The sequence below is a fragment of the Pseudoduganella sp. R-32 genome, from assembly GCF_049913245.1.
Classification (GTDB): domain Bacteria; phylum Pseudomonadota; class Gammaproteobacteria; order Burkholderiales; family Burkholderiaceae_D; genus Rugamonas.
Window position 1 is genome coordinate 2153138 of the sequence record NZ_CP183987.1, and the last position, 15693, is coordinate 2168830.

16 protein-coding genes are annotated in these 15693 nt (G+C 61.7%); 12 read left to right on the top strand and 4 right to left on the bottom strand.

Going from position 1 to position 15693, the window contains the following annotated elements:
• The first annotated feature begins 113 nt into the window (after positions 1–113).
• Genes ACN9MU_RS09815 through ACN9MU_RS09830 form a run of 4 tightly spaced genes read left to right on the top strand, consistent with a single transcriptional unit; the run spans position 114 to position 2581 of the window.
• Complete coding sequence (locus ACN9MU_RS09815; RefSeq protein ID WP_426170185.1) at positions 114–407, top strand: DnaJ domain-containing protein; 294 nt, start codon at positions 114–116, stop codon at positions 405–407.
• A 22-nt stretch (positions 408–429) separates the two neighbouring features.
• On the top strand, positions 430–930 hold the full coding sequence (locus ACN9MU_RS09820; protein WP_426170186.1) for a hypothetical protein: 501 nt from the start codon (positions 430–432) through the stop codon (positions 928–930).
• A gap of 2 nt (positions 931–932) precedes the next feature.
• Complete coding sequence (locus tag ACN9MU_RS09825) at positions 933–1709, top strand: hypothetical protein (RefSeq protein WP_426170189.1); 777 nt, start codon at positions 933–935, stop codon at positions 1707–1709.
• Entirely contained in the window at positions 1709–2581 is an 873-nt protein-coding gene (locus ACN9MU_RS09830; protein ID WP_426344502.1) for a hypothetical protein, read from the top strand. Before ACN9MU_RS09825 ends, ACN9MU_RS09830 begins: the two co-directional genes overlap by 1 nt.
• A gap of 58 nt (positions 2582–2639) precedes the next feature.
• Here the strand turns inward: ACN9MU_RS09830 and ACN9MU_RS09835 are convergent, their stop codons facing one another.
• A complete protein-coding gene (locus ACN9MU_RS09835) occupies positions 2640–3530 on the bottom strand; it encodes a LysR family transcriptional regulator (protein WP_426344503.1) in 891 nt (296 codons plus the stop codon).
• 76 nt (positions 3531–3606) lie between these two features.
• Between ACN9MU_RS09835 and ACN9MU_RS09840 the strand changes: the two genes are divergently transcribed.
• Positions 3607–4806: an MFS transporter gene (locus ACN9MU_RS09840; protein ID WP_426344504.1), complete on the top strand. Its 1200-nt coding sequence runs from the start codon at positions 3607–3609 to the stop codon at positions 4804–4806.
• Between the two features lie 73 nt (positions 4807–4879).
• Positions 4880–5209 (top strand): hypothetical protein, encoded by a 330-nt coding sequence (locus ACN9MU_RS09845; RefSeq protein WP_130315077.1) that lies wholly within the window; start codon positions 4880–4882, stop codon positions 5207–5209.
• A gap of 136 nt (positions 5210–5345) precedes the next feature.
• On the opposite strand, the gene ACN9MU_RS09850 is transcribed toward ACN9MU_RS09845, so the two are convergent.
• Complete coding sequence (locus ACN9MU_RS09850; protein WP_426170199.1) at positions 5346–6572, bottom strand: CaiB/BaiF CoA transferase family protein; 1227 nt, start codon at positions 6570–6572, stop codon at positions 5346–5348.
• A 70-nt stretch (positions 6573–6642) separates the two neighbouring features.
• Between ACN9MU_RS09850 and ugpQ the strand changes: the two genes are divergently transcribed.
• The 6 genes from ugpQ (at position 6643) to ACN9MU_RS09880 (ending at position 14375) form a co-directional block, all read left to right on the top strand.
• The gene (ugpQ, locus tag ACN9MU_RS09855) at positions 6643–7395 is read left to right on the top strand and encodes a glycerophosphodiester phosphodiesterase (RefSeq protein ID WP_426170202.1); all 753 of its coding nucleotides are present in this window, start codon (positions 6643–6645) and stop codon (positions 7393–7395) included.
• Between the two features lie 123 nt (positions 7396–7518).
• Complete coding sequence (gene alaS / locus ACN9MU_RS09860) at positions 7519–10131, top strand: alanine--tRNA ligase (RefSeq protein ID WP_426344505.1); 2613 nt, start codon at positions 7519–7521, stop codon at positions 10129–10131.
• A 189-nt stretch (positions 10132–10320) separates the two neighbouring features.
• A complete protein-coding gene (locus ACN9MU_RS09865; protein ID WP_426172164.1) occupies positions 10321–10548 on the top strand; it encodes a sulfurtransferase TusA family protein in 228 nt (75 codons plus the stop codon).
• Positions 10549–10695: 147 nt separating this feature from the next.
• The gene (locus ACN9MU_RS09870; RefSeq protein WP_057261578.1) at positions 10696–11445 is read left to right on the top strand and encodes an electron transfer flavoprotein subunit beta/FixA family protein; all 750 of its coding nucleotides are present in this window, start codon (positions 10696–10698) and stop codon (positions 11443–11445) included.
• An 84-nt stretch (positions 11446–11529) separates the two neighbouring features.
• Positions 11530–12462: an electron transfer flavoprotein subunit alpha/FixB family protein gene (locus ACN9MU_RS09875; RefSeq protein WP_426322032.1), complete on the top strand. Its 933-nt coding sequence runs from the start codon at positions 11530–11532 to the stop codon at positions 12460–12462.
• 122 nt (positions 12463–12584) lie between these two features.
• Positions 12585–14375, top strand: a complete 1791-nt coding sequence (locus tag ACN9MU_RS09880; protein ID WP_426322034.1) for an acyl-CoA dehydrogenase — start codon at positions 12585–12587, stop codon at positions 14373–14375.
• A 29-nt stretch (positions 14376–14404) separates the two neighbouring features.
• Here the strand turns inward: ACN9MU_RS09880 and ACN9MU_RS09885 are convergent, their stop codons facing one another.
• Together ACN9MU_RS09885 and ACN9MU_RS09890 are read right to left on the bottom strand one after the other, a co-directional pair.
• Positions 14405–15463, bottom strand: coding sequence for a bifunctional transcriptional activator/DNA repair enzyme AdaA (locus tag ACN9MU_RS09885; protein WP_426322036.1), 1059 nt, complete (start codon positions 15461–15463; stop codon positions 14405–14407).
• On the bottom strand, positions 15450–15644 hold the full coding sequence (locus tag ACN9MU_RS09890) for a hypothetical protein (RefSeq protein ID WP_426170216.1): 195 nt from the start codon (positions 15642–15644) through the stop codon (positions 15450–15452). Before ACN9MU_RS09890 ends, ACN9MU_RS09885 begins: the two co-directional genes overlap by 14 nt.
• Positions 15645–15693: the final 49 nt, after the last annotated feature.

The following is a 15693-nucleotide window of genomic DNA, read 5'->3' on the forward strand; positions in this document are numbered from 1 at the left end:
GACCCTTGGGTCTGACCCAGGTTTACCGGTTTTAGGGTGATATTCAGCGTAAACAGGGCATTTTATAGGATAATTCGACATTACGCGTTTAAAAACCGGCCCGGAGTTGCAATATGGAAAATTTATATAATGTGCTCGGTGTCGCGCCCAATGCCTCTGACGAGGAAATCAAGAAGGTCTATCGTTCCCTGGCGATGCGTTTCCACCCGGACCGCAACCAGGAACCGGGCGCCGACGCCCGCTTCAAGGCCATCGTCAAAGCTTATGAAGTGTTGTCCGACCCCGAAAAACGGGAAGAATACAACCAGAGTGTGCACCACCGCATCATCATCGACCCGGAAGCGGAGGCCTACCAACAGTGGCGTTCCATCTTCAGCGTCAACGGCGTGACGATCCCCGCCGCCTGAATCAATAGAAAGACAGCAGCAAATGAGAAAAGTACACCCAGAGTTCGCCTACCAGGCGCGCGAACTGGAAGGGCAGATCGAGGGCATCCTCGGCGATCCGCCTGACCACAAGAATTACAAGAAGATGGTCGAAGCCCTGCGCACCGAATACGTGAACGGCGGCGGCATCGACGATTTGAACATGATGGCTTTCGCCCTGGTGGACGTGATCGAATTCCACGACCCGAAGGCAGCTTTTGCCGACGCCGAGGATTTCGAATACGGCGATCCGGCCCGCGTGTTCGGCGCCGCCACCTGCCCGAAGGCGCAAGGCCTGCTGGAAGCGCTGGAAGAGAACCACCCGGACCTGGCGCGCCAGGCCATCATCACCGCGCTGCTGCACAAGCATCCGCGCATGTGGGACGACGAGGACACTTCGCTCGACCGCCTGGCTGAAGGCGACGAGGGCGATGATGAAGACGATTACGCGGATGATGTCGCAACCGACGACTTCACCGGCATCTTTGACCAGCAGGAGGATTGAGCATGACCGACAAGAATCTGCCAGCCATTCGCAAGCAGGTCACCGAACTCGTTCTGGCGGGCTCCCTGGAGCACGCCGAGCGCGCCTTTGCCGAAGCAGCGGATACCCACGGCGACCTGGCCGTGGTCGAAGTGCTGCAGGAGCTGCCGCCGCACGTGACGGCGCTGCACATGTCCGGCTTCGACGGCGGCAAGATGTCGCTGGCGACCCTGCTGGTGCCGCCGAAGCAGTGGGCCGAAAGCCTGGCCTACATCGCCGCCACCTGGCCGGACGACATGATCGAAGACGATCCAGAGCGTATCGCCGAATCGCTGTTCGCCCACATGCACGGCGTGATCTTCGGCACCGAAGATGAAGAGCGCCGTGCCGAACTGCTGAAAGAAGCGTCGGCTACCGACTGGGGCTGCACCGCGTTCGCGATCCTGTTCTCGCTGGCGCCGAAGGAGGTGCTGGAGGTTGCGGGCGAAGTGATCTCGAAAGGTGCCTACCTGACCGGCCAGACTTCGTCCGACAACGACATCGTTCCCGTTGCCGTCGCCCTGGCGCAAGCCAATGAAGACGGCTGGGACCGTGCGCTGTTCGAATTGTTCCCGGAATTCCGCCACAGCGCCGACCTGGCCGATGCGGAATTCAGCGACGATCCGGACGAAGAGCCCGAGCACCTGCAGCGCTCCACCAAGGAGCTGCTGTACCGCCTGCGCAAGCAAGTGCCGACCACCCGCAGTGGCACCGGCCGCGAACGCGCACGCCGCTCGATCGGTACGGGGATCTTCGGCTGATGCTGCCCGCACTCGTCAAAGAAAGCCTGCCGCGACTGACCCGCGCCATCAAACTGCTGCCAGGCGACGATCGCGAAGATGCGGCCAGCATCCTGGCGGAAGAGTTGAGCGGCATCACAGCCATGGTCGCGGACAAGTTCACCAACAACCGCACTGCGGAAGGCATCCAGAAGGCAGTCAACCTGACGGTTGGCGGCGTGTCGCTCGGCCTGGAGCAGGTGCTGACCGTCGATTCCGACGAACTGGCGCTGGACTACCTGGTGGAGCAGGGCGCTGAGCTGGCCTTCCAGGCGGGCTTCCGCCAGTTGAAGGACCTGGCTGCGATGCCAGAAGATTCGCTGATTGGGGAGTACGACAACGACCCGATGTATGCACAGCGCCGCCTGCGCGACCTGTTCTTCGACATCTGCTTCACCGAGCCGGGCGCCAACTGGGATGGTCCGTCCAAGTACCAGACGCAGTTGAAGCAGCGCCAGGAAGTGCAAGCCGTGGTGCGCCTGGCGAACTGGCTGCGCCGCCACAACCTGGAAGGCGCAATCAAGGACCCGGACCTGAACGCGGAAGGCGTGATCGCGCTGGCGATCATCTTCGCGGTGGAAGGCGGTGGCCGCATCATCGCCCGCACCGGCCAGAAGGAGTTCGAACGCTTCGTGAAGGCTGTGCGCAAGGCCAAGCCGGATTACGAAGCGGGCTGGCAAGCGCTGGTCGCAGCGGTGCCCGAGCAGCATCACCCGGTCCTGTTGCATCGCATCGACCTGTACCGCCGCACCTGCACCGTGCTGCAAAAGTTGCCGGGCCGCTACGCAATGAAGACGCTGTGGACCGAGCTGGAAAACTACGCCGGCTCCGAGCTCGACGCCGACTACGATTGATAAACTGGACCAGCGCCAGACGAGCATGCGTGTCTGACCCTGTGGGTCAGACACCGGTTTACCGGTTCTCCTCCAGCGCCACCCGGACAAACGCCTCCACCAACGCCCCGCCATCCCCCCGCCGCTGCGCCAATTGCAGCGAAGTGACCGCCCCCGCATCATCCAGCGGCCGGAACACCACTCCCTCCAGATGCATCGACTGGAACGGCGAAGGCAGCACCGACACCCCGATCCCCGCCGCAACCAGCCCGATAATGGTCGCCGCCTCGCCCGCCTCCATGGCCACTTGCGGCACAAAGCCCGCAGTCCGGCACATGCCCAGAATGGCGTGATTGATCCCCACGCCAGACTCCTTCGGATACATTACCCACGGCAGCTCCGCCAGGTCCTCGACCTTGATCTTGCGCTTGCGCGCCAATGGCGAATCGCTCGCAAGCACCAGCAGCAGCGCATCGCGGCGCAGCGTCGTCAGCTCCAGGTGCTCCGGCAAAGCCACCTCCGGCGGGCGCACGAAACCAAGATCTATTTTGCGCGCCTCCAGGGCATCGATCTGGTGCAGCGTCGTCATTTCATGCAAAGTAAGCGCCACGTCCGGATAAAGCTGGCGATAGCGGCGGATCGCGCGCGCAAACAGCGGCGTGAACGGCGTAGAAAACGTGAACCCCACACGCAGTTCACCAGCCTCGCCGCGCTGCGCCCGGCGCGCACGCTCTGCCGCGCGCTCGGATTGCGCCAGGATGGCGCGCGCATCTTCGAGAAACAGCTTGCCGGCTTCGGTGAGCCGCACCCAGCGCTTGCTGCGATCGAAGAGACGCGCGCCCACTTCCGCTTCAAGGGCCTGGATTTGCTGGGACAGCGGCGGCTGGCCGATATGCAGCCGCTCAGCCGCGCGAGTGAAGCTCAGTTCCTCGGCCACAGCCACGAAATAGCGCAGATGACGCAATTCCATAATATGTTGAAGCGATTAATAACGCCTTAAATATATATTGGACAGTAATACAGGGCAATCCTAAGATGAATTCACGATGAAAGGCCTCCGCCACCCCACCAATCGCGCCATGTTCTTTGGCGGCTTTTCCTGTTTCGCGCTGTTGTACTGCGTGCAACCCTTGATGCCGCTGCTATCCAGCGAATTTGCGCTGACGCCCGCGCAGAGCAGCCTGTCCTTGTCGCTGGCCACGGCGGCGATGGCAGTCTCGCTGCTCGCGTCGAGCGCCATTTCCGACCGCTTCGGCCGCAAGCCCCTGATGGTGGGAGCGCTCGCGATCTCCGCGATCATGACTTTGCTGTGCGCTCTGGCCGATGGATACGGCCAACTGCTTGTCGCGCGGGTTTTGCTCGGTGTGGCGCTGGGCGGCATGCCAGCCGTCGCCATGGCATACCTGGCAGAGGAGATCGAACCCGAATCCTTGGGGCTATCGATGGGTCTTTACATCAGCGGCAGTGCGTTCGGCGGGATGGTCGGGCGCATGGTGACATCGATACTGAGCGACTTTTTCTCCTGGCGCGTGGCGCTGGTGGCGATGGGCGCGGCCGGAGTATTGGCTGCAGTCGAATTCTGGCGCAGTCTGCCGGAGTCGCGCCGTTTCCACCCGTCGCCCGGAGGCTGGCGCGCGCTGCCAGAGAATGCGCTCCGCCACCTGCGCGATGACGGCCTGCCTTGGCTGTTCACCCTGGCCTTCCTGTTAATGGGTTGTATGGTCAGCGCCTACAACTACATCAGTTACCGCCTGCTGGCCGTGCCGTTCGAGCTGCGTCAAAGTGTGGTGGGTGGAATTTCGTTTCTGTACCTGCTGGGGATTTTCAGTTCGGTCTGGGCAGGCAAGCTGGCGGACCGTTACGGCCGCAAGGGCGTGCTGTACCTGGTTCTCAGCTTAATGCTGACAGGCATTGTGTTGACCTTGTCGAGCTGCTTGCCGCTGGTAATCGCCGGGCTGGCCCTGTTCACCTTCGCTTTCTTTGCAGCGCATTCCATGACAAGCAGCTGGGTCGGCCGACGTGCTCGCGGGGCGGCATTGGCATCCGCGCTATACCTGTTCTTCTACTACCTCGGCTCCAGCGTGATTGGCTGGGCTGCAGGAATACTGTGGGGAAAGGCAGGATGGGCGGGCGTGGTGCTGTTGCTTGCAAGCTGCCTCGTCGCAGCTGTCGCGATCGCAATCCACCTGCGCCGGTTGACGCCAATCGCGCCAATGTTGAGCCAGATCAAAGCTGAGGCAGGGTGATTGAACCGCCGAGCGCGAACGGTCTCCAAGTCCCACCGGCACGCTGGGTGCCGTTTTGAGCGAGGAGATCATCATGATGCACGATCGAGAAATCCGTATCAGGCTCAGCAACATCCAAATGGCTGTCAGCCAGGCCGCGCAAGCCCTGTCGGCCGAGCGCCACCTGACCGGCGAGCTGCGCGATACGATCCAGAAGCTGGACCGCCGCTCCGACGACATCAGCGAAATGCTGGTGAGTGAGGACTACGCCAACGTACCCAAGTTGGTAGACGACATGGAAATGCTCGGCGCCCGGGCCCGGCGCGTCTGCGCCAGCGAGCGCATGCAAGTGACGCCCGAGATGAAGGCCGCAGTCAACTTCATGCATCGCGAATTATTCGACTTCAAGCAGCACCTGCACTAAAGGCGTACCAGCCGAGCCCGTGTCACACCATGGGGTCACACCCCAGGTGTGACACGGGCTCTTCCGCACTGCGGTTGGGCTCGTGTCACTCTCGGGGTGTGACCCCAAGGTGTGACACGGGCTCGGCCGTAACGCGTTACAGGATGCCTTTGGCGCGCAGGGAGGCGATGTCGGCCTCGCTGCGGCCGAGGACTTCGCGCAGCACTTCGTCGGTGTGCTGGCCAAGCAGGGGCGGGGCCATGTCGGTTTCTGCGGGACTGGCGCTCAGGCGCATTGGGTTGCGCACCAGTTTCACTTTGCCGGCGGTCGGGTGGGCTGTTTCAATCATCATGCCGCGCGCTTGCACTTGCGGGTTCTTGAATACGTCGTGCAGGTCGTTGATTGGGCCGCATGGCACGCCTACCGCTTCCAGCTGTTCGATCCACCAGTCGCGCGGTTGTGACTTCACCATGTCAGCCAGGATCGGCACCAGCTCGTCGCGGTTCTTCACGCGCAGTGGATTGGTGGCGTAGCGTTCGTGTGTGGCAAGGTCGGGGCGGCCGCCCACTTCCACGAATTTCTGGTACTGGCCGTCGTTGCCGGTGGCGACGATGATGTAGCCGTCGGCGCAGGCGAAGGTCTGGTACGGCACGATGTTGGCGTGGGCGTTGCCCCAGCGCTTGGGCGCTTTGCCGCTATTCAGGTAGTTGGAGCCCATATTGGCCAACATCGCGACCTGCACGTCCAGCAGCGCCATGTCGATATATTGACCTTCGCCGGTCCGGTCGCGGTGGGTCAGGGCGGCCAAAATTGCGATGGTGGAGTACATGCCGGTCATCAGGTCGGTCAGGGCCACGCCGGCTTTCTGCGGGCCGCCGCCCGGCAGGTCGTCGCGCTCGCCGGTGACGGACATCAAACCGCCCATGCCCTGGATCAGGAAGTCGTAGCCGGCGCGGTGTGCGTAGGGGCCGTCCTGGCCAAAGCCGGTTACGGAGCAGTAGACCAGGTCCGGCTTGACGGCCTTCAGCGATTCATAATCCAGGCCATATTTTTTCAGCTGGCCGACCTTGTAGTTTTCCAGCACCACGTCGGCGTGCCTGGCCAGTTCGCGGATCAGGGCCTGGCCCTCCGGCTTGGAGATGTCGCAGGTGACCGAGCGCTTGCCGCGGTTGGCGGACAGGTAGTAGGCGGCTTCGGTGGTGTCGGCGCCGGAGGCGTCCTTGGCGTAGGGTGGCCCCCAGGCGCGGGTGTCGTCACCGCTGCCCGGCCGCTCGATCTTGATCACGTCCGCGCCCAGGTCGGCGAGGTTCTGCGAGCACCAGGGGCCGGCCAGCACGCGGCTTAAATCCAGTACGCGAATGTGTCCAAGGGCCTTCGGGGTCATGTTGTCTTCTTCCTACTGTTTTCAGGGAGCGTTAGCTTAACGCATCCAACCGTGTTAGTGTCTTAATCCTATGTGGCCCTACCCAAAAATCGTTGCGCATCGCGGAGGCGGCACGCTGGCTCCGGAAAACACCATCGCCGGCTTGCGTGCCGGCCTGGCTTATGGTTTCCGCGCGGTGGAATTCGACGTCATGCTGTCATCCGATGGCATTGGCGTGGTGATGCATGATCCGCACTTTGGCCGCACGATCTATGGCGATGGCTATGTGCCGAACTTTTCGGCAGCCGAATTGGCGAAGATGGATGCCGGGCGATGGTTCGGCCCTGAGTTCCGCGGTGAGCCAGTGCCTTTATTCCTGGAGTGGGTCGACTACTGCAAAGAGCATAAGATCTGGATGAATATCGAGATCAAGCCGGCTGAAGGCCATGATGAGGCGACCGGCCGTTGGGTGGCGCAGACTGCGCGTGCCCGTTTCGCTGCCGAGGTGGCGGCCGGCGATCCGGCGTCAATGCCTTTGCTCTCGTCCTTCAGCATGCCGGCCTTGGCGGCGGCGCGCGATGCTGCGCCCGAACTACCGCGGGCTTGTCTGTTTGATAAAATTCCCCCCAATTGGCTGGAAACGGCGCGCGACCTTGGCGCGGTGGCGATCCATACCAACCACAAATACCTGACACCGGACCAGGCAAGAGCGGTGAAGGCAGCAGGCCTGGGCCTGTTTTGCTATACCGTCAATACGCCGGAACGAGCGCGGGAAATCCTCGCGCTCGGCGTAGACGCCTTCTGCACCGACCGCATCGACTTGATCGGGCCGGACTTCGCTTGATAAATGGGGACGCACCCCATTTAGAGGAAATTTCCCTCTAAATGGGATACGTCCCCATTTATCAGGCGAACTGTTCACGTATAATCAACCCTTTGCACCAGCCTGCAACCTACCTTTTACGACATGAAATCTGCTGAAATTCGCGAAAAGTTCCTGAAATTCTTCGAATCCAAGGGCCATACGATTGTCCGTTCCAGCCCGCTGGTGCCAGGCAACGACCCGACCCTGCTGTTGACCAACTCCGGCATGGTGCAGTTCAAGGATGTGTTCCTGGGTCAGGATGTGCGCCCGTATTCCCGTGCCACCACCGTGCAGCGCTGCGTGCGCGCCGGCGGCAAGCATAACGACCTGGAAAACGTCGGCTATACCGCGCGTCACCACACCTTCTTCGAAATGCTGGGCAATTTCAGCTTCGGCGACTATTTCAAGCGCGATGCGATCCAGTACGCATGGGAGCTGCTGACCAAGGTATACGGCCTGCCGCCTGAGAAGCTGACCGTCACCGTCTATATCGAAGACGACGAAGCCTACGACATCTGGGCCAACGAAATCGGCGTGCCGAAAGAGCGCATCATCCGCATCGGCGACAACAAGGGTTCGCGCTACGCGTCGGACAACTTCTGGCAGATGGCCGACACCGGCCCATGCGGTCCTTGCACCGAGATCTTCTACGACCACGGCGCCGACATCTGGGGCGGTCCTCCGGGCTCGGACCAGGAAGACGGCGACCGCTTCATCGAAATCTGGAACCTGGTGTTCATGCAGTTCAACCGCGACGAAGCGGGCGTGATGCACAAGCTGCCGAAGCCTTGCGTGGATACCGGCATGGGCATGGAGCGCCTGGCTGCTGTCTTGCAGCACGTGCACTCGAACTATGAGATCGATTCCTTCCAGGCCCTGATCAAGGCTGCCGCCCGCGAAACCGGCGCGACCGACCTGGAAAACAAATCGCTGCGCGTGATCGCCGACCACATCCGCGCTGCTGCTTTCATGATCGTCGACGGCATCATCCCTGGCCCTGAAGGCCACGGCTATGTCCTGCGCCGCATCATCCGCCGCGCACTGCGTCACGGCCACAAACTGGGCCAGACCAAAGCCTTCTTCTACAAGCTGGTAGCAGACCTGAACACCGAAATGGGCGTTGCCTATCCTGAGCTGGCGGAAGCCAAGGACCGCGTGGCCCAGGTGCTGAAGGCGGAAGAGGAGCGTTTCGGCGAGACCCTGGAAAACGGCATGAAGATCCTGGAAGCCCAACTGGCCAAGGATCCGAAGAACCTGGATGGTGCTACCGCCTTCACCCTGTACGACACCTACGGCTTCCCGCTGGACCTGACCGCCGACATTTGCCGCGAACGCGAAGTGACGCTGGACGAAGCAGGCTTCAACGTCGCCATGGAAGCACAGAAGCAGAAGGCGCGCGAAGGCGGCAAGTTCAAGAAGATGGCTGCCAACGTTGAATACTCCGGCGAGAAGAACAAGTTCGTCGGCTATGACCAGCTGCTGCATGACTCGAAAGTGATCGCCCTGTACGCCAACGGCGCGCCGGTGCAGGAACTGAAGACCGGCGAGCAGGGCATCGTCGTGCTGGATACCACCCCGTTCTACGCCGAATCCGGCGGCCAGGTGGGCGACCAGGGCCTGATCACCGGCGCCACCGGCCGCTTCGACGTGGAAGACACGCTGAAGATCCAGGCGGATGTGTTCGGCCACCACGGCGTGGTGACACAGGGTTCGCTGAAAGTGGGCGACGCTGTCGGCGCGGCAGTGGACCAGCATTCGCGCGGCCGCACCATCCGTAACCACTCGGCGACCCACCTGATGCACAAGGCCCTGCGTGAAGTGCTGGGTTCCCACGTGGCGCAGAAAGGCTCGCTGGTTGATCCGGACAAGGCGCGTTTCGACTTCTCCCACACCCAGCCGATGACCGCCGAGGAAATCGCCAAGGTGGAAGCCATCGTCAACGCCGAGATCCTGGCCAATGCTGCGACCCAGTCGCACCACATGTCCTTCGACGACGCTGTGAAGCATGGCGCCATGGCGCTGTTCGGCGAGAAGTACGGCGACGAAGTGCGCGTGATGGACATCGGTTCCTCGAAAGAGCTGTGCGGCGGCGTGCACGTGCACCGCACCGGCGATATCGGCCTGTTCAAGATCGTATCGGAAGGCGGCGTTGCTGCCGGTATCCGCCGCGTGGAAGCCGTGACCGGCGAAGGCGCCCTGGCGCTGGTGCAGGGCATGGCTCGCAAGCTGAACGAAGCTGCTGCCGCGCTGAAGTCGAACCCGGAAGAACTGACTTCCAAGATCGCCGCCGTGCAGGACCAGGTGAAGTCGCTGGAAAAAGAACTGGCTGCGTTGAAGTCCAAGCTGGCTTCCGGCCAGGGCGACGAACTGGTCAACAAGGCGGTCGACGTCAAGGGCCTGAAGGTGCTGGCTGCAACCATGGAAGGCGCCGACGTGACCGCGCTGCGCGAAACCATGGACAAGCTGAAAGACAAGCTGAAGTCCGCTGCCATCGTGCTGGCTTCCGTCAATGACGGCAAGGTCAGCCTGATCGCCGGCGTGACGGCGGACTCGATCGGCAAGGTCAAGGCCGGCGAGCTGGTCAACTTCGTTGCACAACAAGTGGGCGGCAAGGGCGGTGGACGTCCTGACATGGCGCAAGCCGGCGGCACCAATCCGGATGCACTGCCAGGTGCTCTCGGTGGCGTTGCAGCATGGGTGGAGTCGCATATCTAAGAGCTGCCAGGGGCCCGCGCTTCCTAGTGCGGGCCTTTCCGACATTGCAAGGTCGTTGTGATTTTGCAACGCAACATTAACTATTTTGGTGCAGTGCGTCAGACGCACAAAATTGGAGTAGTATGTCGGAACCAGTTGTACAGAAGCGAGATATTGATGAGCGAAACTCTTACTCTCGAGTCCGAGACCATGGAATTTCATAAGGACCTCGACGCCCGCGGCCTGAATTGCCCGCTGCCTATTCTGAAAGCCAAGAAAGCCTTGGCGGAATTGGAAAGCGGCCAGGTGTTGCGTATCGTGGCTACCGATCCAGGGTCAGTGCGTGACTTCCAGGCCTTTGCCAAGCAGACTGGCAATGCACTCTTGTCCTACGTCCAGCAGGGCACTGAATTTACGTTTTTGATGCGCCGCAAGTAAAAACTGCGGTATGCTACCGGTTGCTGATTTTCGGCGCCGGATTGTATTTAAAAAACGCACGACCGTGCTTTTATTCGATCAGTGATATCGAATTCCAATATAATCTAGCCCACTAATTTTACTTATCTCTTTTTCAAAGGCACACCTATGAAAGTCCTGGTACCTGTCAAGCGCGTCGTCGACTTCAACGTGAAAGTGCGCGTCAAATCCGACGGCACTGGCGTAGATATCGCCAACGTCAAAATGTCGATGAACCCGTTCGACGAGATCGCACTGGAAGAAGCGACCCGCCTGAAAGAAGCTGGCAAAGTAACCGAAGTGGTTGCCGTGTCCGCCGGCGTGACCCAATGCCAGGAAACCCTGCGCACCGGCATGGCGATCGGCGCCGACCGCGGCATCCTGATCGAAACCGGCGTTGAACTGGAGCCGCTGGCTGTAGCCAAGCTGCTGAAGGCCGTTGCCGACAAAGAGCAACCGCAACTGATCATCCTGGGCAAGCAGGCTATCGACGACGACTCCAACCAGGTTGGCCAGATGCTGGCAGCGCTGCTGGGCTGGCCGCAAGCGACCTTCGCGTCAAAGGTTGAGCTGGGCGACGGCAAAGTCACCGTGACCCGCGAAGTGGACGGCGGCCTGGAAACCCTGGCGCTGCAACTGCCAGCCATCGTGACCACCGACCTGCGCCTGAACGAGCCGCGCTATGTGACCCTGCCTAACATCATGAAGGCGAAGAAGAAGCCGCTGGATACCGTCAAGCCGGAAGACCTGGGCGTCGACGTGACCCCGCGCCTGAAAACCCTGAAAGTGGCCGAGCCTGCCAAGCGTTCCGCTGGTATCAAAGTGCCTGACGTAGCGACCCTGGTGTCCAAGCTGCGCACCGAAGCTAAAGTCATCTAATTATTTGCTAAAACCGGAACTGCAGGTGTCTGACCCATTGGGTCAGACACCGGTCTGCCGGTTTTCACTCAAGGAAAAAATATCATGGTCGCACTCGTAATCGCAGAACACGACAACGCATCCCTGAAGGGCAGCACCCTCCACACCGTTACCGCCGCCGCCAAATGCGCAGGCGAAGTGCACGTGCTGGTCGCTGGCTCGAATGCCGGCGCCGCTGCTGCCGCCGCTGCCAAGATCGCTGGCGTCACCAAGGTGCTGCACGCAGACGCAGCTTACTTCGCGGACGGCCTGGCCGAAAACGTCTCCGAGCAGATCCTGGCGATCGCTGGTGGCTACACCCACATCCTGGCTCCGGCAACCGCTTACGGCAAGAACATCCTGCCGCGCGTTGCCGCCAAGCTGGACGTGGCTCAGATCTCCGAAATCACCAAGGTTGACGCGCCTGATACCTTCGAGCGCCCAATCTACGCCGGCAATGCGATCGCGTACGTGCAATCGTCGGACAAGGTCAAGGTGATCACCGTACGTAGCACCGGCTTCGACGCTGCTGCTGCCGAAGGCGGTTCCGCTGCTGTGGAAAGCGTGGCTGCAGCCGCTGATTTCGGCAAGTCCGCTTTCGTTGGCCGCGAAGTGGCCAAGTCGGACCGTCCGGAACTGACCGCTGCCAAGATCATCGTTTCCGGTGGCCGCGGCATGGGCTCCGCTGACGCCTTCAAGATCCTGGAACCACTGGCCGACAAGCTGAACGCCGCCATGGGCGCATCGCGCGCTGCGGTGGACGCAGGTTTCGTGCCGAACGACTGGCAGGTTGGCCAGACCGGCAAGATCGTTGCTCCTTCCCTGTACATCGCCGTCGGTATCTCCGGCGCGATCCAGCACCTGGCCGGCATGAAGGACTCCAAGGTCATCGTGGCTGTGAACAAAGACCCTGAAGCTCCTATCTTCTCCGTTGCCGACTACGGCATCGTGGGCGACCTGTTCGAGGTTGTTCCTCAACTGGTCAAGGAACTGGGTTAAACCGGTAAAGCAGTGTCAGACCCTCAGGGTCTGACACTGGCCCGCGACGGCCGCCTGATTGGGGTCTGACCCTGCGGGTCAGACCCCGTTTTACTGGTTTCTGGAGAATTGTGGAGATATAAATGAGCTATCAAGCCCCAATGAAAGACATGCTGTTCGTGATGAACGAACTGGCAAACCTGGCTAGCGTGTCCGCGCTGCCAGGCTGTGAAGATGCAAACGCGGAAACCGCGGAAGCCGTACTGGAAGAAAACGCGAAGTTCGTGAGCGGCGTGATCGCCCCGCTGAACCACGCGGCAGACAAAGAGCCTAGCTCCTGGGCTGATGGCAAGGTCATCACCTCGAAGGGCTTCAAGGAAGCCTTCAAGCAGTTCGCGGAAGCCGGCTGGCAAGGCCTGCAGCACCCGACGGAATTCGGCGGCCAGGGCCTGCCGAAGCTGATCGGCACCCCGTGCGTGGAAATGCTGCACGGCTCGAACCTGTCGTTCGCGCTGGTGGCGCTGCTGTCCGACGGCGCGATCGAAGCGCTGCTGACCGCCGGTTCCGACGAGCAGAAGGCGACCTACCTGGAGCCGCTGGTGACCGGCAAGTGGACCGGCACCATGAACCTGACCGAGCCGCAGGCCGGCTCCGACCTGGCTGCCGTGCGCACCCGCGCCGTGCCGCAGGGCGACGGCACCTACAAAGTATTCGGCACCAAGATCTTCATCACCTACGGTGAGCACGACATGGCCGAGAACATCATTCACCTGGTGCTGGCGCGTACTCCTGATGCGCCTCCAGGCGTGAAGGGCATCTCGCTGTTCATCGTGCCGAAGTTCATGGTCAACGCCGACGGTTCGCTGGGCGAGCGCAACGACGCGCACTGCGTGTCGATCGAACACAAGCTGGGCATCAAGGCTTCCCCAACCGCCGTGCTGCAATTCGGCGACAATGGCGGCGCCGTTGGCTACCTGGTGGGCGAAGAGAACCGCGGCCTGGAATACATGTTCATCATGATGAACGCGGCCCGCTTCGGCGTCGGCATGCAGGGCGTGGGCCTGGCGGAACGCGCATACCAGCAGGCTGTGACTTTCGCCAAGGACCGCGTGCAATCCCGCGACCTGAACGGCTCTCCAGCCGGCGTGGCGATCATCAACCATCCGGACGTGCGCCGCATGCTGATGTCGATGCGCGCCCAGACCGAAGCGGCGCGTGCGCTGGCTTACGTGGCTGCCGGCATTCACGACGTGGCTCATCACCACGCCGATGCGGAAGTCCGCGCTGCGAACCAGGCTGTCTACGAATACCTGGTGCCGATCGTGAAGGGTTGGTCGACCGAGATGTCCGAGAACGTGACCCGCGACGGCGTGCAGGTGCACGGTGGCATGGGCTTCATCGAAGAAACCGGCGCGGCGCAGCACTACCGCGACGCCAAGATCCTGACCATCTATGAAGGCACCACCGCGATCCAGGCCAATGACCTGATCGGCCGCAAGACCGTGCGCGATGGCGGCGCTTTGGCCAAGTCGATCATTGCCCAGGTGCGCGCGACTGCCGAAGAACTGGCTGGCGTGAACAGTCCTGACTTCGCGGCGATCCGCAAGCACCTGGTGCAGGGCGCGGACGACCTGGAAGCGGTGGTGGACTTCGTCGTCAACCACGCCAAGTCGGATATCAAGGGCGTATTCTCCGGCTCCGTGCTGTACCTGAAGCTGGCCGGTATCGTGTTCGGCGGCTGGCAGATGGGCCGTGCTGCGCTGATCGCGCAGTCCAAGCTGTCGGCAGGGGAGGGCGACGCTTCGTTCTTCCACGCCAAGATCGTGACCGCGCGTTTCTTCGCGGACCACATCCTGTCCGGTTCCACCGGCATGCGCACCGCCATTGTTGATGGCAGCGCCGGTGTGCTGGGCCTGGACGTCGAGCAGTTCTAAGCCAGAACCATGGTGTCTGACCCAATGGGTCAGACACCGCTTTGCCGGTTCTGCAGTTCATGCGCAAGGAGCCACTTCTTGCGCGCCAATCCCCCTCCGTATCCCGTCAGCGAACCATCCTTGCCGATAATCCGGTGGCAGGGAATGATGATCGCAATCCGGTTCGCCCCATTCGCTCCAGCTACCGCCCGCACCGAGTTGGGTGCACCCAGGCGCGCTGCCAGGTCGGCATAATGCGTCACTTCCCCGAACTTCATTGCGCGCAAGGCATCCCAGACGCCGCGCTGGAAATCGCTGCCCGGTGCGTCCAGCGCCACGCTGAACTGCTGACGTTTGCCTTCGAAGTATTCCGCGGTCTGGGTCTCGGCTTCTCGCGTGTGTGCGTTTTCTCCGGCCAGGATGCGCGCCTTGAACAGGCGCTGCAAATCGCGGAACTCGGTTTCCAGCATGCGTCGGTCGGTGAATTCCAGTAAGCACACGCCGTTCTCGCTGGCGCAGACAAACATTGGCCCAAGCGGCGTCGCAAAGCGGTGCAGCACTAGTTGCTGTGCGCCCTGGCTGGGCGCATTGCCGGTCATCTTCTTGTAGGTATAGGCGAAGCCGCTGAGCGATTCGTAACCGCTGTCGAGCGCTACTTCGGTGGCGCTGCGACCCTCCTTCAGTTCCGTCATGGCCAGGTTGATGCGCAACATGCGCTGGTAGGCCTGGAAGCTGAAACCGTGGTGTTTCTTGAACCAGCGCCGCACCAGTTCCGGGCTGATGCCCAGTTCGCGCAGTTCGGCATCCTGGATGCGCCGCTTGGGATGTTCCCGCACCAGCGCGACTGCGCGGGCGACTTGCGGCGGCACGTCGGGTGCATTTTCGGTCGGGCGGCACACCTTGCAGGGGCGGAAGCCAAGCGCCAGCGGCTCCTTGATGTCGGAGAAAAAGTCGACATTTTCCGCCTTCGGTTTGCGCGCGCGGCAGGTCGGCAGGCAGAAGATGCCGGTGGTCTTGACCGCTGCATAAAAAGCGCCGACATGCTCGGGCGAGCGCGCGACCAGGGCCTGGTAGCAGCGCTGGATGTCGGCGGGATCAGTGAATTTCATCGGCGAACAGGGGCGAGAAGGATTGCTGGTGGCGGGTCGACTCAAGCATGGCCTGCAGTTGCCGCGTCATGGCGCCGTGCACGAAGTTGCCCATGCTGAAACGGGCGGCAGCATACGCGCGGCCACGGGCAACGGTTTCCTCAAGCGCCGCGGCGCGCCAGGCAAAGAAAAATAGAGGCATGAAATGGATTCCGGTTGCAGTGATGGCTGGAGCTTAGCGAGGCTCCAGC

What these genes read in the sequence shown, in the direction of transcription:
- ugpQ (WP_426170202.1), top strand. Translation starts at nt 6,643, where the DNA reads ATGTGGCCCTACCCAAAAATCGTTGCGCATCGCGGAGGCGGCACGCTG.
- ACN9MU_RS09825 (WP_426170189.1), top strand. Translation starts at nt 933, where the DNA reads ATGACCGACAAGAATCTGCCAGCCATTCGCAAGCAGGTCACCGAACTC.
- ACN9MU_RS09820 (WP_426170186.1), top strand. Translation starts at nt 430, where the DNA reads ATGAGAAAAGTACACCCAGAGTTCGCCTACCAGGCGCGCGAACTGGAA.
- ACN9MU_RS09870 (WP_057261578.1), top strand. Translation starts at nt 10,696, where the DNA reads ATGAAAGTCCTGGTACCTGTCAAGCGCGTCGTCGACTTCAACGTGAAA.
- ACN9MU_RS09840 (WP_426344504.1), top strand. Translation starts at nt 3,607, where the DNA reads ATGAAAGGCCTCCGCCACCCCACCAATCGCGCCATGTTCTTTGGCGGC.
- ACN9MU_RS09865 (WP_426172164.1), top strand. Translation starts at nt 10,321, where the DNA reads ATGGAATTTCATAAGGACCTCGACGCCCGCGGCCTGAATTGCCCGCTG.
- ACN9MU_RS09850 (WP_426170199.1), bottom strand. Translation starts at nt 6,572, where the DNA reads ATGACCCCGAAGGCCCTTGGACACATTCGCGTACTGGATTTAAGCCGC.
- ACN9MU_RS09830 (WP_426344502.1), top strand. Translation starts at nt 1,709, where the DNA reads ATGCTGCCCGCACTCGTCAAAGAAAGCCTGCCGCGACTGACCCGCGCC.
- ACN9MU_RS09845 (WP_130315077.1), top strand. Translation starts at nt 4,880, where the DNA reads ATGATGCACGATCGAGAAATCCGTATCAGGCTCAGCAACATCCAAATG.
- ACN9MU_RS09890 (WP_426170216.1), bottom strand. Translation starts at nt 15,644, where the DNA reads ATGCCTCTATTTTTCTTTGCCTGGCGCGCCGCGGCGCTTGAGGAAACC.
- ACN9MU_RS09815 (WP_426170185.1), top strand. Translation starts at nt 114, where the DNA reads ATGGAAAATTTATATAATGTGCTCGGTGTCGCGCCCAATGCCTCTGAC.
- ACN9MU_RS09880 (WP_426322034.1), top strand. Translation starts at nt 12,585, where the DNA reads ATGAGCTATCAAGCCCCAATGAAAGACATGCTGTTCGTGATGAACGAA.
- ACN9MU_RS09875 (WP_426322032.1), top strand. Translation starts at nt 11,530, where the DNA reads ATGGTCGCACTCGTAATCGCAGAACACGACAACGCATCCCTGAAGGGC.
- alaS (WP_426344505.1), top strand. Translation starts at nt 7,519, where the DNA reads ATGAAATCTGCTGAAATTCGCGAAAAGTTCCTGAAATTCTTCGAATCC.
- ACN9MU_RS09835 (WP_426344503.1), bottom strand. Translation starts at nt 3,530, where the DNA reads ATGGAATTGCGTCATCTGCGCTATTTCGTGGCTGTGGCCGAGGAACTG.
- ACN9MU_RS09885 (WP_426322036.1), bottom strand. Translation starts at nt 15,463, where the DNA reads ATGAAATTCACTGATCCCGCCGACATCCAGCGCTGCTACCAGGCCCTG.